General features: G+C 65.9%; 13 protein-coding genes. 8 read left to right on the top strand and 5 right to left on the bottom strand.

Features of this window, described 5'->3' with window-relative positions:
• Positions 1-280: 280 nt before the first annotated feature.
• From ilvB to ilvA, 3 genes are read left to right on the top strand one after another with little or no spacing between them, the layout of a single operon-like run.
• On the top strand, positions 281-2086 hold the full coding sequence (gene ilvB, locus OUZ49_RS11330) for a biosynthetic-type acetolactate synthase large subunit (protein WP_266150799.1): 1806 nt from the start codon (positions 281-283) through the stop codon (positions 2084-2086).
• Positions 2087-2142: 56 nt separating this feature from the next.
• Complete coding sequence (gene ilvN / locus OUZ49_RS11325; RefSeq protein ID WP_266150516.1) at positions 2143-2391, top strand: acetolactate synthase small subunit; 249 nt, start codon at positions 2143-2145, stop codon at positions 2389-2391.
• Positions 2388-3950: a threonine ammonia-lyase, biosynthetic gene (gene ilvA / locus OUZ49_RS11320; protein ID WP_266150515.1), complete on the top strand. Its 1563-nt coding sequence runs from the start codon at positions 2388-2390 to the stop codon at positions 3948-3950. Before ilvN ends, ilvA begins: the two co-directional genes overlap by 4 nt.
• A 233-nt stretch (positions 3951-4183) precedes the next feature.
• Here the strand turns inward: ilvA and OUZ49_RS11315 are convergent, their stop codons facing one another.
• On the bottom strand, positions 4184-4540 hold the full coding sequence (locus tag OUZ49_RS11315) for a VOC family protein (protein WP_266150514.1): 357 nt from the start codon (positions 4538-4540) through the stop codon (positions 4184-4186).
• A gap of 274 nt (positions 4541-4814) precedes the next feature.
• Between OUZ49_RS11315 and ubiA the strand changes: the two genes are divergently transcribed.
• The 4 genes from ubiA to OUZ49_RS11295 all read left to right on the top strand — a co-directional run bounded on the left by ubiA (position 4815) and on the right by OUZ49_RS11295 (position 8185).
• Complete coding sequence (ubiA, locus tag OUZ49_RS11310; protein WP_266150798.1) at positions 4815-5708, top strand: 4-hydroxybenzoate octaprenyltransferase; 894 nt, start codon at positions 4815-4817, stop codon at positions 5706-5708.
• A gap of 225 nt (positions 5709-5933) precedes the next feature.
• Positions 5934-6362, top strand: coding sequence for a YciI family protein (locus OUZ49_RS11305; protein WP_266150513.1), 429 nt, complete (start codon positions 5934-5936; stop codon positions 6360-6362).
• A gap of 73 nt (positions 6363-6435) precedes the next feature.
• Positions 6436-6846, top strand: coding sequence for a VOC family protein (locus tag OUZ49_RS11300; protein ID WP_266150512.1), 411 nt, complete (start codon positions 6436-6438; stop codon positions 6844-6846).
• Positions 6847-6907: 61 nt separating this feature from the next.
• Positions 6908-8185, top strand: a complete 1278-nt coding sequence (locus tag OUZ49_RS11295; protein ID WP_266150511.1) for an RNA polymerase sigma factor — start codon at positions 6908-6910, stop codon at positions 8183-8185.
• Positions 8186-8254: 69 nt separating this feature from the next.
• Here OUZ49_RS11295 and OUZ49_RS11290 read toward each other — a convergent pair whose 3' ends face one another.
• The 4 genes from OUZ49_RS11290 to OUZ49_RS11275 form a co-directional block, all read right to left on the bottom strand.
• Positions 8255-8605: a carboxymuconolactone decarboxylase family protein gene (locus OUZ49_RS11290; RefSeq protein ID WP_266150510.1), complete on the bottom strand. Its 351-nt coding sequence runs from the start codon at positions 8603-8605 to the stop codon at positions 8255-8257.
• Positions 8606-8749: 144 nt separating this feature from the next.
• On the bottom strand, positions 8750-10168 hold the full coding sequence (locus OUZ49_RS11285; protein ID WP_266150509.1) for an efflux transporter outer membrane subunit: 1419 nt from the start codon (positions 10166-10168) through the stop codon (positions 8750-8752).
• Entirely contained in the window at positions 10161-13370 is a 3210-nt protein-coding gene (locus OUZ49_RS11280) for a multidrug efflux RND transporter permease subunit (RefSeq protein ID WP_266150508.1), read from the bottom strand. The genes OUZ49_RS11285 and OUZ49_RS11280 overlap by 8 nt, the downstream gene beginning before the upstream one ends.
• 13 nt (positions 13371-13383) lie before the next feature.
• Positions 13384-14553, bottom strand: a complete 1170-nt coding sequence (locus OUZ49_RS11275) for an efflux RND transporter periplasmic adaptor subunit (protein WP_266150507.1) — start codon at positions 14551-14553, stop codon at positions 13384-13386.
• Positions 14554-14824: 271 nt separating this feature from the next.
• On the opposite strand from OUZ49_RS11275, the gene OUZ49_RS11270 reads away from it, so the two are divergent.
• Positions 14825-16024: a GAF domain-containing sensor histidine kinase gene (locus OUZ49_RS11270; RefSeq protein ID WP_266150506.1), complete on the top strand. Its 1200-nt coding sequence runs from the start codon at positions 14825-14827 to the stop codon at positions 16022-16024.
• Positions 16025-16047: the final 23 nt, after the last annotated feature.

Below are 16047 nucleotides of genomic sequence, written 5' to 3'. Positions count from 1 at the left end.
TCGTTGTGTCCTCCCCCTGCCCGTCTCATGCGGGTCGTGCAGGGGGAGCTTAGGAGGGGGTGCTGTTCCCGCAGGCTGTTGCCTCTCGTCAACCCTCCCTGCGCCCGAAGGGATTCCCTCGTTCGGGACGTGCAGCGGAGGGAGCTTTTTTGACAAGCCATTCAAATATTCCAAGCGCCGCGCCAGCGGCGATATCCAAGGAAGCGCGACCATCGTGAACCTGCCATTGCAAAAGGAGATTCCCGCGCCGGACTCCACCCACCCGCTCTCCGGCCAGACCATGAGCGGCGCGGAGGTGGTGGTGCAGGTACTTGCCGACGAAGGCGTCAACGTGCTGTTCGGCTATTCGGGCGGCGCGATTCTGCCGGTGTACGACGCGGTGTTCCGTTACAACGCCACCCACCTGTCGCCAAATGGCGGTGAACCGATGCCGCTGATCGTGCCCGCGAACGAACAGGGTGCAGGCTTCATGGCGGCGGGTTACGCACGCGCGTCGGGCACGGTGGGCGTGGCCATCGTCACTTCCGGTCCCGGTGCCACCAATATGGTCACGCCGGTGCGCGACGCCATGGCCGATTCGGTGCCGATGGTGGTGATCTGCGGCCAGGTCGCCACCGCGGCGCTGGGCAGCGATGCCTTCCAGGAGGCGCCGGTCAGCAACATCATGAGTGCCTGCGCCAAGCACGTCTTCCTGCTCACCGAGCCCGCACGTCTGGAGGAGACGCTGCGCACCGCGTTCGAGATCGCGCGCAGTGGCCGTCCCGGTCCGGTGGTGGTGGATATCCCGAAGGACGTGCAGAACACCGCGCTGACCTTCGCCGGCGAGGGTCGCCTGCCGATTCCCGGCTACCGCGCCCGCCAGCATGCAATTGAGCACGCAAGGCTCGAAGACGCCCAGTGCGCGGCGTTCTTCGACGCGCTGGCGAAAGCGAAGCGTCCGCTGATCTATGCCGGCGGCGGCATCATCGCAGGCGAGTCGGCGGCGACCTTGCGCGCCTTCGTGCAGCAGTTCGGCCTGCCGGTGACGACCACGCTGATGGGCATCGGCGCGTTCGACACCACCGAGCCGCTGGCCCTGCACATGCTCGGCATGCATGGCACGGCGTATGCGAACTACGCTGTGGAAGATTGTGATTTCCTGCTGGCACTGGGCGCGCGCTTCGACGATCGCGTCGCCAGCGTGCCGGATCGCTTCGCGCCGAATGCACGTTTCATCGCGCAGATCGACATCGACCCAGCCGAGATCGGCAAGGTGAAGACCGTGCAGTGGCACCACCATGGCGACCTGGATCGCACGCTGTCGCGGCTGCAACAGTACGGCGCGCGCCACGGACTGCATTTTGCCGCGGATGGCCGCTACGCCCCGTGGCATGCGCATATCGCCGCACTCAAGCAAACGCACGCACTCAATTACGATCGCGCGAGCGCGCTGATCCAGCCGCAGGCGGTGATCGAGGCGATCAACCACCACACCCAGGGCCGCGCCATCATCAGTACCGGCGTGGGCCAGCACCAGATGTGGGCGGCGCAGTACTTCGATTTCCGTGAGCCGCGCCATTGGCTCACCTCCGGCTCGATGGGCACGATGGGCTTCGGCCTGCCGGCCGCGATCGGCGCCCAGTTTGCGCGACGCGATGCGGTGGTCATCGATATCGATGGCGATGCCAGCATCCGCATGAACCTGGGCGAGCTGGAAACCGTCACCACCTATGGCCTGCCGGTGAAGGTGGTGGTGCTCAACAACATCGGCGACGGCATGGTGCGGCAGTGGCAGAAGCTGTTTTTCCGCGGCCGCTTTGCCTCGTCCGACAAGAGCCTGCACAAGAAGGACTTCATCAAGGCCGCGCAGGCCGATGGCTTCGAATGGGCCAGGCGCCTGGAGCGCAAGGAAGAGCTGGCGGACACGATCGCCGACTTCCTGGCCTTCGATGGCCCAGCCTTCCTCGAGGTGATGATCGATACGGATGCCGGCGTCTACCCGATGGTGGGGCCGGGCGCGACGTATGCGCAAATGATCACCGGCGACTTCATTCCGTCGCGCGCGGTGGCGGAAACGCCTGGAGATTCGCCATCCGACATGTTCTAGACCGTCGTCCCGGCAAACATCGGTATGACGCGTACTCAGGCTCACGGAGCACCGCCATGAAACACACGCTTTCCATCCTGCTGCAGAACGAATCCGGCGCCCTGATGCGCGTGGCCGGCCTGTTTGCCGCGCGTCATTGCAATATCGATACCTTGACCGTCGCCGCCACGCAGGACCCCGCGGTATCGCAACTCACCCTGGTGATGCACGGCGCCGACGAGACGGTGGAGCAGATCATCAAGCAGACGCGCAAGTTGGTCGACGTGATCGAGGTCAGTCACCCCGCGGTGACGACGACTCCATGAGCGTCCTCGCCGAACAGGTGACACCGACCACGTTCGGCGAGCACGAGTTGCTGCGCCAGACGGTGGGTGCGCGCGTCTACGACGTGGCGCGCGAAACCGCGCTGCAACCGGCGCAGTTGCTGTCCGCCCGGCTCGGCCAGCGCGTGCTGCTCAAGCGCGAGGACCAGCAGCCGGTGTTCTCGTTCAAGCTGCGCGGTGCCTACAACCGCATGGCCGGCCTCGACGCAGCGCAACGCGCGCGTGGCGTGATCGCGGCGTCGGCCGGCAATCATGCGCAAGGCGTGGCGTTGGCCGCCGCGAGGCTTGGCGTGCACGCAGTGATCGTGATGCCGGTGACGGCGCCGCAAGTCAAGGTGGATGCTGTGCGTCGTCTCGGCGGCGCCCAGGTCGAAGTGGTGCTGGTCGGCGATTCGTATAGCGATGCGCAGGCCGCCGCCGCGCAGCTGCAGGCGCAACACGGCTACACCTTCGTGCATCCGTTCGACGATCCGGCGGTGATCGCGGGACAAGCCACCGTGGGCATGGAGATCCTGCGCCAGCATCCGGGCCCGCTGCATGCGGTGTTCGTGCCGGTGGGCGGCGGCGGTTTGCTGGCCGGCGTTGCCGGCTATATCAAGGCATTGCGGCCCGATGTGAAAGTGATTGGCGTGCAGACCTGCGATTCCGACGCCATGGCGCAGTCACTTGAAGCCGGCACGCCCGTCAGCTTGGCCGAGGTCGGCTTGTTCGCCGATGGCACGGCAGTGAAGCGCGTGGGCGATCTCACCTTCGAGCTGTGCCGCCAGTATGTCGATGCCATGCTGCGGGTGGATACCGACGCAATTTGCGCGGCCATTCGCGACGTGTTCCAGGACACGCGCAGCGTGCCGGAACCCGCCGGCGCGCTGGCCCTGGCCGGTCTCAAGCAGTACGTGGCGACGCACGGCGCCTCGGCGGAGCCGATGGTGGCCATCGTTTCCGGCGCGAACCTCAATTTCGATCGCTTACGCTTCGTGGCGGAACGCGCCGAGGTGGGTGAGCAACGCGAGGCGGTGTTTGCCGTCACCATTCCCGAGGAGCGCGGCAGTTTCCGTCGCTTCTGCGCGGCATTGGGCCAGCGCAGCATCACCGAATTCAATTACCGCATCGGCAATGCCGCTGAAGCGCATATCTTCGTCGGCGTGCAGACCACCCGTGGGGATGAGCGCGGGACCCTGATCGACGCGTTTCGCGAACATGGTTTTGGCGTGCTCGATCTCACCGACGACGAACTGGCCAAGCTGCACCTGCGCCATATGATTGGCGGGCGCACGCCGCTGGCGAACGATGAACTGCTCTATCGCTTCGAGTTTCCCGAACGGCCCGGCGCACTCACGCGCTTTCTCGGCCATATGCATCCGGACTGGAATATCAGCCTGTTCCATTACCGCAACCAGGGCGCCGACTACGGGCGCATCCTGGTTGGCATTCAGGTACCGAGCGACGAGCGGCCGCTATTCCAATCCTTCCTCGACGCGCTTGGATATCCGTTTCGGGATGAGAGCGACAATGCGGCGTATCGGTTGTTGTTGAGAGCGTGATTTGGTGCCGCTTCAGTACTTCATAACCTGTTAGTACCGTCATCCCCGCGAAAGCGGGACAAGCGCGAAGCGCGCAGAACGCACGTAGGGCGGCCCCGAAGGGGCGAGCGCAGCAAGTCATCCCGTGACTTTGGTGGCTACGACGAGAGGCGCTGGATCCCCGCTTTCGCGGGGATGACGATGTTTGGAGGGGTGACGGCCTGATGAGGGCCGCTAACAACTTGCCTCGCCCATCACGCCTCAACCACGTCCAACTCGAACACATGGTTGTCGTAGTCGCTGAAGTACAGCGCCGTATCCCGCCGCGCCATGTCGAAATCCAGGGCCAGGGCCGTCAGCCGCTCCGCGCAGGCCTGTTGTTCCGCCTTGCTGACCTGGAACGCGATATGGTCACCATTGCGCGCGGCCGGACCAGCGCCACGGATCAGCTCGAAATCCAGGCCGGCCAGGCGCACCGTCATCGAGGGGTGGCTGTCCTCGGCGTCCAGCTCACGCGTGATGCGGGCATCCTCGAATACCCCGGTAAGCAGATGCGCCGTGCGCAGGGGATCGGCGACGATCAGGGCAATATGGCTGAGCATCTGGGGCATGGCACGACCTGGGTCCGGTCCACGGGAAGCCCCGAGTGTAGGTCCGCATGTGACAAGGCGACGACAAAATCGTGCAGCGATCGCTGGCAAATCGGTGCTGCGTCACGCCACGGCGCCGGGCAGGCCACGCTAAACTTGGGCAATGGCTTCTTCCTCACGCAAGCGCCAGCGGCGCAACCCGTCTCAGTCGACCGGTCCACGGCAGCGCCCCGTCACGCCGGTGAAGGCCGCCGTGCCACCACGCCCGGCGGACAGCTCCACGCGTGCCACGCGCGTGCTCGACTGGATCCTGCAGAAGTTGCCTGAGGCCTATCGCAGCAAGGCGCGCGACTACCTGGTGCTGACCCGCATGGATCGCCCCATCGGCGCGCTCTTGCTGCTGTGGCCGACCTGGTGGGCGCTATGGCTCGCCGCGTCTGATTTTCCGCCGGTGAAGCTGCTGGTGATCTTCACCCTGGGTGTGTTCGCCATGCGCGCCGCCGGCTGCGCGATCAACGATTTCGCGGACCGCAAGCTGGACCCGCAGGTGGCGCGCACGGCGGGCCGACCGATTGCCTCGGGACGGGTGACGCCGCGCGAAGCCTTGATCATCTTCGTGAGCCTGCTGGCGCTGTCGTTCGTGCTGGTGCTGTTCACCAATGCGCTGACCATCAAGCTGTCCTTTGCCGGCGCTGCGCTGGCCGCGATCTACCCATTCACCAAGCGCTACACCCACCTGCCCCAGGTGGTGTTGGGTGCGGCCTTCGGCTGGTCGATACCGATGGCGTTTGCCGCGGTTTCCCACACTGTGCCGCCCGTGGGCTGGCTGCTGTTCATCGCCAATATCCTGTGGTCGGTGGTCTACGACACCGAGTACGCCATGGTCGATCGCGACGACGACCTCAAGGCCGGCGCCAAATCCACCGCGATCCTGTTTGGCGATGCGGACCTGCCCATCCTCGGCATCCTGATGGCCACCTTCCTGCTGGCGATGTTGTTTGTCGGCCAGCGCGCCGCGCTGGGCTGGCCGTACTGGCTGAGCCTGGTCGCCGCGGCGGGCCAGTTCGGCCACCAGTTGTGGATGATCCGCAAGCGCGAGCGCGATGCCTGCCTTACGGCATTCCGCAACAACAACTGGCTGGGCATGGTCCTGTGGATCGGCATCGTGCTGGCCTTGGCCGTGCGCTGAAGCCCATCCACAACCCGCATCTCACGACCCGCTGACGGTGGCGGGTGCATGCTCCGCCGGTTGCGGCCGGGCCCACCTGTGCCGGTCGCCGGTGATGGCGATGTCGAAAGTCATGGGTCGATGTCGATTCCGGCTCACCTCGTTCGACGATCAGGTGAGAGTCCCGCGGGGTCTGGCCCCCAAGGCTGGCGGTGGCTCGCCCTGCAACCCGATGGAGAGACGACGATGCGATTCATGGTGATGGTACGTGCGACCAAGAGCTCCGAAGCCGGCGAGATGCCAAGCGAAAAACTGCTGGCAGACATGGGCCGCTTCAACGAGGAACTGGTCAAGGCTGGCGTGCTGCTGGCCGCGGAAGGCTTGCATCCGAGCGCCCGCGGTGTGCGCATCCGCTATGCGGGCGACCAGCGCACGGTGATCGATGGACCTTTCGCCGAAACCAAGGAGCTGATTGCCGGATTCTGGCTGATCCAGGTCGCGTCGCTGGAAGAAGCGATCGAGTGGCTGAAGCGTGCGCCCAATCCGTTTGATGGCATCGATTCGGACGTGGAAATCCGCCAGGTCTTCGAGGCCGAGGATTTCGGCGTCGAATGCACGCCGGAGCTGCGCGAGCAGGAAGCACGCATGCGCGAACAGATCGGCGACCGCGCCTAGCCGCTTGTTCCCCCGCCCGACGCCAGCCAGGCGGGGGAGTGGGACAGGCTCAAATGTCAGCAGGAGGAAGATCATGCTCGTACAGCCCTATCTGTTCTTCGACGGTCGCTGCGAGGAGGCGCTGGCTTTCTACGAGAAGGCCATCGGCGCCAAGTCACGCTTGATGCGCTTCAGTGAAAGTCCGGAAGGGCACGGTCCTCCCACGATCGACCCGGCCAATGCACAGAAGATCATGCATGCCCATGTCGAGGTCGGCGAGACGGCGTTCATGGCCTCGGATGGCGAGTGCAAGGGCGAGGCGCATTTCGGCGGTTTCTCGCTGTCGCTCACCGTCGCCGACGCCGCCGAAGCAAAGCGCAGCTTCCATGCGCTGGCGGAGGGCGGCGAGATCGTGATGCCGCTGAGCAAGACCTTCTTCTCCTCCGGCTTCGGCATGTTGAAAGACCGCTTCGGCGTGCACTGGATGGTGATGTCGCCTCCCTGAGCTGGCCGGGACCTGCGCGTGAACTTGCGTTGTCGATGAGGCGGTGCTGTGATCGGTGGCCATGACGACCACCGACATCCATCGCACCATCGACGCGGTCTGGCGCATCGAATCGCCGCGGTTGATTGCCGGCCTCGCCCGCATCGTGCGCGACGTGGGCCTGGCGGAGGAACTGGCGCAGGACGCCCTGGTCGCCGCCCTGGAGCAATGGCCGACGATCGGCGTGCCGCACAAGCCCGGGGCCTGGCTGATGACCACGGCCAAGCACCGCGCGATCGACCAGTTGCGTCGCCACGCCCTGCATCAGCGCAAGGCATATGCGCTGACGCAGGAAATCGAGGCGCAGCTGGAAGCGTCCATCGTGGACCCCGATGTCATGCTCGACGACCCGATTGGTGACGACCTGCTGAGCCTGGTGTTCACGGCGTGTCATCCGGTGCTGTCCACTGAGGCGCGCGTGGCGCTGACCTTGCGCCTGCTCGGGGGCCTGACCACCACGGAAATCGCGCGCGCCTATCTGGTGCCCGAGCCCACCGTGGCGCAGCGCATCGTGCGCGCCAAACGCACGCTCAGCCAGGCCCAGGTGCCGTTCGAGGTGCCGCGCGGCGACGAGTTGAGTGTGCGCCTCGCCTCCGTGCTCGAAGTCGTCTACCTGATCTTCAACGAAGGCTATGCCGCCACCGCTGGCGACGACTGGATGCGCCCGACCCTATGCGAGGAAGCGATGCGCCTGGGCCGCGTGCTGGTTGGCCTGGCACCCGCCGAACCGGAGGTCCACGGCCTGCTGGCCTTGATGGAGATCCAGGCCTCGCGCACGGCGGCACGCACGGGGCCTGGCGGCGAACCGATCCTGCTCGGCGAGCAGAACCGCGGGCGCTGGGACCAGTTGCTGATCCGGCGCGGGCTCGACGCGCTCGCGCGTGCCGAAAGCCTGGGCGGGGCCGAACGCCCTTACACCTTGCAGGCCGCCATCGCCGCCTGTCACGCGCGGGCGCGCTCGGCCGACGAAACCGACTGGTCGCGCATCGCCGGCTTGTACGACATCCTGGCCCAACGCCTGCCTTCACCGGTGGTCGCATTGAATCGCGCGGTTGCGCACGCCATGGCGTTCGGGCCCGCTACAGGCCTGGCGATGGCGGATGAACTGCGCGACGAACCCCTGCTGCGCCACTATCACCTGCTGCCCAGCGTGCGCGGCGACCTGCTCGGCAAGCTGGGTCGCCATGCCGAGGCACGCGAGGAATTCGAGCGCGCCGCGTCGCTCACCCGCAACACGCGCGAACGCAACCTGCTATTGCAGCGCGCAGCCACCAGCGCGCGCTCGGCGAGCACGCGCTGACCGCATCGATGCCGCTACCGCCCTCGCCAAGGCAAAACCGTCGGCCTGGCCGATCGGCGATGCCAGCCATCAAGCGGTTGCGGCACGGCCATATGCGGCCGCGGCGTCCATGACGCGGGCCGAATAGACCAGCGCTGCGCCGGCGTTCAGCGCCACGGCGACACCGAGGGCTTCGGCAATCTCTTCCTTGCTGGCGCCATGCTTGAGCGCTTCCGCCGTATGCACCGTGATACACCCATCGCAGCGCGTGGTGACGGCCACAGCAAGTGCGATCAACTCTCGCGTCTTCGCATCCAGGTGCCCGGTCTTCTGGCCGGCGCTGGAAAGCGTCTGATAGCCAGCCAGCGTGCCCGGACTCAGCTTGCCGATCTCGCCAATCCGACCCATCAGTTCGTTGCGGTATTCAGGCCAATCCAACATGGGATGTCTCCTCAAGTGATTGATCGCACCGGACGAGATATCCGGAACGATGTCGAACATGCTGCGCTTCCTGCGTCCGGCTTGCACACCCAGCCGCCTCGATCCATGGCCCCGTGCCTTGGGACGGCCGCGCCGTTCCACGCCTCACGGCGCCTCCGAGCCACCGCCCAGGGCGACGTAGAGGGAGACGCCGTTCTGCAGCGCGGTCGCGCGCAGCTGGATCAGCTCCTGCTCGGCGGAGAACAGGTTGCGTCGCGCATCGACCACTTCGAGGTAGATCGAGATACCGTTCTGGTAGCGAAGCTCGGCGGTTTCCGCCAGCCGTCGCTGCGCTTCCACCGCCCGTTCCTGCGCCGCGATCTGCTCCTTGTAGCGCTGCCGGCCAATCAGCGCGTCGGATACCTCGCTGAAGGCGGTCTGCACGGCCCGCTGGTAGGTCGCCACCAGTTCATCCCGTCGCGCCTGGGCCTGGCCGAGCTGCGCCCGCCGCTGGCCCGCATCGAAGATGGGCAGGCTGATCAAGCCTCCGACGGACCATGACCGCTTGTCGCGCGAGAACAGCTCGCTGAGTTCGGACGAGGCATAACCGTAACTGCCGGTGAGCGCGATGCGCGGAAAGAAATCGGCACGTGCAGCCCCGATGTCGGCGTCGGCGGCGCGCAGTTGCTGCTCCGCCTGGCGGATGTCCGGGCGATGCGTGAGCAGTGCGGAGGGCAGCCCCGCATCGAGTTCGGCGAACTGACCAGGGTCCTCGATTGAACGCCCGGCGGGCAGCGGGCCGGCGACTGGGCCGCCGACCAGGATCATCAGCTGGTTGCGCAGTTGCCCGGTGGTTCGTTGCAATTCCGCCAGTTGCGTCTGCGCCTGCGTGACGAGAATCGCCGCCTGCTCATAATCCACCTTCGAGGTCACGCCGGCGTCGAGGCGGAGCCGGGCGATGTCCAGGGCGTACTGGCGACTCTTTACCGTGCGCTCGGCCAGCTCGATGCCTTCCTCGCCTGCGCGAATCGCGTAATAGGTGGCCGCCACATTGCTGATCAGGGACAGGCGAAACGCCTGCTGCGCCTCCACCGTCGCCAGATAGCGGTGGCGCGCGGCCTCGCTCAGGTTCTTGACGCGCCCCCAGAAATCCAGCTCGAACGAGGTCACCGCGACCTGCACGTTGTACTGGTTGAAGATCACCGTCGCGCGACTGTCTGCAAATTCCGGATCGAACGAACCCAAGGGCGCTTCCGTCCTGGTAACCCCGCCGCTGGCGTTGACCTGCGGCAGGCGCTGGGCCTGCTGGATGCGATACAGCGCGCGTGCCTGCTCGATGCGCGCCACCGAGGCGGCGAGATCGCGGTTGTGCTCGAGCGCCGCGAGGATAAGAAACTTCAGCTGGGGATCGCCAAAGAACGCCTGCCAGCCAATCTCCGTGGCGAGATGGCCACCGTCGGGCGTGGGCGCCTCGCTCGCGTCGAAATGGTCGTCCACCGGCAACTCGGGCTGACGATAGGTCGGCGCGAGATTGCAGGCCGCCAGCACGCCGCAGGCGACGACCAGTACGAGGCTTCTACGCATCGCCCGGACCTCCACGCGGCCCGGGAGGCTCCGCTGGAAGTGCCGCCAGATCGTCCTCCTCGCTGTAGCGCTTTTTGCGGCTCAGCCACTGGCGCGCCGCCACGTAGAACAGTGGCGTGAAGTAGATGCCGAACAAGGTGGCGGTGAGCATGCTGCCCATCACGCCGGTACCGACCGCCCGCCGGCTTGCCGCACCCGCCCCAGTCGCCAGCACCAGCGGCATCATGCCAAGCACAAAGGTGATGCTGGTCATCAGGATCGGACGCAGGCGCTGCTGTGCACCGTTCTTCACCGCCGTGATCGGGTCCTTGCCCTCGGCCTCTTCCTTGATCGCAAACTCGACGATCAGGATGGCGTTCTTTGCCGCCAGGCCGATGATGGTGATCAGGCCGATATTGAAATAGACGTCGGCGGACATGCCGCGCGCCATGGTCAGCAGCACCGCGCCCATCACGCCGAACGGAATGATCAGCAGTACTGCCGCCGGGATCGCCCAGCTTTCGTAAAGCGCCGCCAGCAGCAGGAACACCACAATCAAGGACAGCCCCAGCAGCATGCCGATCTGCCCGGCCGCCTGCTGCTCCTCAAAGGCGGTGCCGGTCCATTCGTAGCTGAGGTTGCCGGTCAGCACGCGTTTGGCGATGCGCTCCATCTCGGCAAGCGCCGCGCCGCTCGACTGGCCGGCCGCGGCCTGGCCCGAAATAGTGGCGGAGGGAAAGCCGTTATAGCGTTCGAGCTGTTGCGGTCCGGAAATCCAGTGCACCCGCGTGAATGCCGAAAACGGCACCATCTCGTTGTGGTCGTTACGCAACCGCAGCGCGCTCACGTCCTCCGGGCGCATGCGCTGCGCCGCATCGGCCTGCAGAAACACGCGCAGCACATTGCCTTCGTAGAGGAAGTCGTTGACGTAGTTGGAGCCGAACGCCAGCGACAGGGCCTGGTTCACCTGGCCAATCTGCAGTCCCAGCGCACGCGCCTTGACCCGATCGATCTCGACATAGAGCTGCGGCGCCGCGGGCAGGCCCTCCGAGCGCACGCCCATCAGCACGGGGCTCTGCGCCGCCTCCATCATGATGCGCATGGCTGCCTGCTGCAGGGCGGCGGCGCCGGCCCCGCCGCGATCCTGGATCTTCATGGTGAAGCCGGTCGCGTTGCCCAGCGACGGAATCGCCGGAGGGTCCAGCGCGAAAATCATCGCCTCGGGGATTTGCCGGAACGCCGCGTTGCTGCGCTGGACCAGGGCGCTCGCCGAGTTTTCGACGCCGGGGCGCTCGTCCCAGGGTTGCAGGTCCACGAACGAGAGCGCCGCCGACTGGCCCTGGCCGAAGAAGCTGAAGCCGGTCACCGTGGCGATGTTGCGGACCTGCGGCTGCCGGCGCAGGAACGCCTCGACCTGGTCGACCGCGTGCTGGGTGCGCCCCACGGTGGAACCTGGCGCGCCGGTATAGGAGACGAAAATATGCCCCTGGTCCTCGGTAGGCAGGAAACCTCCTGGCAGCCGCATGAACAGGAACACCGTGACCACGCACGCGATGACAAACACCAGCAGCCAGCGCACCGGCGCGCGCAGCATGACGTCGACGCCACGGACATACGTCACCGTCGCCGCATCCAGGCCACGGTTGAACGCGCCGAACACCCGCTGCAGCATCCGCGCCGCTGCGTTGCGCGGGGCTGGCGCGGCGTTCGGCGTGGGTTCCGCTTCACCCTTGAGCAGGGCCGCACACAAGGCCGCACCAAGGGTCAGCGCGAGCACGGTGGAAAGGAAAATCGACACGGTCAACGTGACCGAGAACTGCCGGTAGATACCGCCGGTGGAACCCGGAAAAAATGCCATCGGCACGAATACCGCGACCAGCACCAGGGTGCTGCCGATCACGGCACCGGAGATCTGCCCGATCGCCTTGACCGTCGCCTGGCGTGCATTGAGGCCTTCTTCGCGCATCACGCGCGACACGTTTTCCACCACCACGATGGCGTCGTCGTTGAGGATGCCGATGGCCACGACCATGCCGAACAGCGAGAGGATGTTGATCGACAGACCGAACAGATACAGGCCGCAGCAGGTGCCGATCAGCGCGATCGGAACCACCAGGGTGGGAATCAACGTGGCCTGCCAGGTCTGCAGGAACAGGAACACCACCACGGTTACCAGCAGCAGCGCCTCGACCATCGTGCGCAGCACGCCGTGCACGGAGGTGGTGATGAAGGGCGTGGTATCGAACGGCACCGCCCACACCACGCCACGCGGAAAGATCGGCTGCAATTCCGTCATGCGCCGGCGTACCTGGGTCGCCACCGCCAACGCATTGGCGCCACTGGCGAGCTGGATCGCCATGCCGGCGGACTCCTTGCCGTTCACCGTCAGCCGAAAGCCGTAGCTGTCGTTGCCCAGTTCCACCCGCGCGACGTCGCCTACCCGCACGGTCGAGCCATCCGGGTTCGCGCGCACGATGATCTGGCGGAATTGCTCGGGTGTGGTGAAGCGGCTTTGGGTGACGATCTGGGCATTGAATTCGGAGCCTGGCGCAATCGGCTGGTCGCCCAGTCCACCGCCCGCGGTCTGACTGTTCTGTTCGCGCACGGCGGTCAGCACCTCGCTGGCCGACAGGCCGAGCCCCGCCAGCTTGTTCGGATCAAGCCAGATGCGCATCGCGTAGGACGAGCCGAACAACTGCACATCGCCCACGCCACCAATGCGGCGTAGTTCGTTGACGATGTTGTTGGAGGCGAAGTTGCCCATTTCCACGGCGTCGGTCGTGCCATCCGTCGATTGCAGTGCGATCAACATGAGGAAGCCGGACGAGGACTTGGTCACGGTGATGCCGAGCTGGCGCACCTCCTGCGGCAGGCGCGGCTCGACCCGGCTCAGGCGGTCCTGCACCTGCGAACGCGCGGTGTCGAGATCAGTTCCTGGCTGCAGCGTGACGGTGATCTGCACGGTGCCGTTGGAGCGGCTGGTCGAGGACATGTAGAGAAAGTTCTCGATGCCGTTCATCTCGTTTTCGATGATCGAGGTGACGGAGCGGTCGAGCGTCTGTGCGTCGGCGCCGCTGTAGCTGGCCGACACCGTGAGCGAGGGTGGCGCCACATCGGGATATTGCTCGACCGGCAACAGCATGATGGCGATGACGCCGAACAGGGTCACGAACAAGGCGATGACCCAGGCAAACACCGGGCGGTAGACGAAGAAGCGATTCATCGGCGGCGTCCGCTCAGTGCGTGGGCGGCGGCGAAGCCGGTGCCGGCTGGGCGTTCACGCGCATCCCCGGCTGGACCTTGTGCCAGCCGTCGACGATGACGCGCTCACCGGTCTTCAAGCCATCGAGAATGATCCACTCGCCGCCGTCCTGCGCCCCCAGTTCCACGTTTCGGCGCACCACCGAGCCATCGTCGGCGACGATGGCCACGCTGGCTGCGCCGTTGTCGATTTGAATAGCCCGTTCGGGCACGCGAATACCCGACTTGAGCGTGCCGGTGACGATGCGTCCGCGTACGAACTGACCCGGCAGCAGAGTGCGTGCCGGATTGGCGAACTGGGCGCGCACGGTCTGCGTGCCGGTGGACGGCTCAACTACCAGGTCAGTGAAGTCCAGGAACCCGCGCTCGCCGTACTCCTGCCCGTTCGCCAGTATCAGCTGCACTTCGACATGCTTGCGGTCGGCCGCCTTGAGCGCGCCCGACGCCACCAGCTGCTGGAAGTCGAGCAGCGACGTATTCGACTGGGTGAACACGGCGCTGATCGGCGACAGCTGATTGACCTGGGTGAGCAGGGTCGCTGCGCTGCCGCTGACCAGGGCGCCCTCGGTCACCTGGGCACGCCCCACGCGGCCGGCGATCGGCGCCGTGACGATGCAACGATCGAGGCGCAACTGCGCCAGGTCCACCTGGGCGTGCGCGTCCGACACATTGGCCTGGGCTTGCTGCAGCGAGGCCACGGCCTCCTCGTATTCCTGCGCGCTCACTGCCTGCCGCTGCACCAGCGGCTTGAAGCGCGCGACCACCGCGGCAGCATTGACCTGTACCGCCTCGGTGCGTTGCAAGGTCGCCTGGGCTTGCTGCAACTGGGCGCGGTAGTCGCGTGCGTCGATCTGGAACAACGGCGCCCCGGCGGCCACGTCGGTACCTTCCTGGTAGAGCCGGCGTTCGACGATGCCGTCGACGCGCGCACGCACTTCCGCCGTGCGCACAGCCTCGATGCGGCCCGGAAGCTCCACGATATTGGGCGTCGGCGACGCGGTGACGGTGGTGACCAGGACGGTCACGGGCTGGCCCGCGCCTCCCGGCGTCTGCTCCGTCCTGCTGCATGCCACGCAGGCGAGCGCAAGCACCCACGCCGTCGTCGGTGCAACAAGGCGGCGGACTCTGGCGGTGGAACGGGGCAATCGAACCTCCTCGGCCAAGGTGTTCTTCTCGCACTCGAACAGGTCATGGCATGGTCGCCCGGCCCGCCTGAACGGCCATCGGCGCGAACCTGTCCTCCCCTGCGTGTTTGATGCGCGGTCCCGCCCTGGGGCCGTCACCGCCACAACCTAAAGGCAACTCTGTGCCGCCTGTGTGAAAGCGCAAATCCGCTTGCCGGGACTATCGAAAGTCGCATCGGCAGCGCCTGAACAAAGCGCTAGACTCCGGCAAACCTGCGCCGGGGGCCATGTTATGCAGTCTATCGACGCCGATCACGCCGTAGCGCTGATTGGACGATTGGAGGCGATACCCAGGATCCTCGAGGTGGTGGCGCACACCACCGGCATGGGATTCACCGCGGTGGCCCGGGTCACCGATCGAAGCTGGACCGCGTGTGCGGTCTACGACCGCATGGATTTCGGCCTGAAGCCGGGCGACGAGCTGGATCTGGGCACCACCATCTGCAACGAAATCCGCGAGCACCAGCGACCGGTGGTGTTTGGCCGCGCCAGCGAACATCCCTATTTTTCCGGCCACCCGACGCCGAAGATGTATGGCTTCGAAAGCTATGTCTCGATACCCATCATCCTTTCCGATGGCTCGTTTTTTGGAACGCTCTGCGCCATCGATCCGGCCCCGGCCAAGCTGGACGACCCTAATATCCTCAAGACATTCGAGCTGTTCACTACGCTGATCGCCGCGCAGTTCGAAGCGGAGCTGCGGCGTCACCGGGCGGAAGCCGCGTTGCTGGATGCGCAGGAGACGGCCAAGCTGCGCGAGCAGTTTGTCGCCGTCCTCGGGCATGACCTGGGCAATCCGCTGCAATCGATCATCGTGTGCGCGGAACACCTCAGTTCCACCCTGGTCAGTGACAGCGACCTGCGGCTGACGCGGCATATCCTGGCGACGTGCCGGCGCATCGGCGAACTCACCCACAACGTGCTGGATTTCGCCAGGGGCCGTCTCGGCGAAGGCATCGCCGTCCAGCCCGAAGTCAGCGACGAGCTGGCCGTGTCCCTGGAACATGTGGTCTCCGAGGTGCGCAGCATCTATCCGGATCGCCGCATCGAGCTGACCATCTCGCTACGGCATCCGGTCCTGTGCGATCGCCAGCGCGTGGCCCAACTTCTGTGCAACCTGCTGTCGAACGCACTCGTTCACGGCATCGCGGATGCACCGGTCAAGGTCAGCTTGAGCAGCGACGCGTCCGCCTTTGAGGTCGCGGTGGAAAATGCCTGCGCGCCGATTGCGCCGGAGACCCTGGGCCGCCTGTTCCAGCCGTTCACGCGAGGCACCTTCGCCGAACCGAGGCCGGGCCTCGGGCTGGGCTTGTTCATCTCGTCGGAAATTGCCAAGGCGCACGGCGGCACCCTGATGGCAACGTCGGATCCATTGGCGACCCGGTTCGTATTTCGACTGCAGCATGGGGCTTCAGTGCATCACGCATGCTGATGGCGTGGCCGACGCCGGCATGA

This window comes from Dyella halodurans, from assembly GCF_026283925.1.
Classification (GTDB): domain Bacteria; phylum Pseudomonadota; class Gammaproteobacteria; order Xanthomonadales; family Rhodanobacteraceae; genus Dyella; species Dyella halodurans.
Note: the sequence above shows the minus strand (reverse complement) of the source record. Positions and strands in the feature narration are given on the sequence as shown.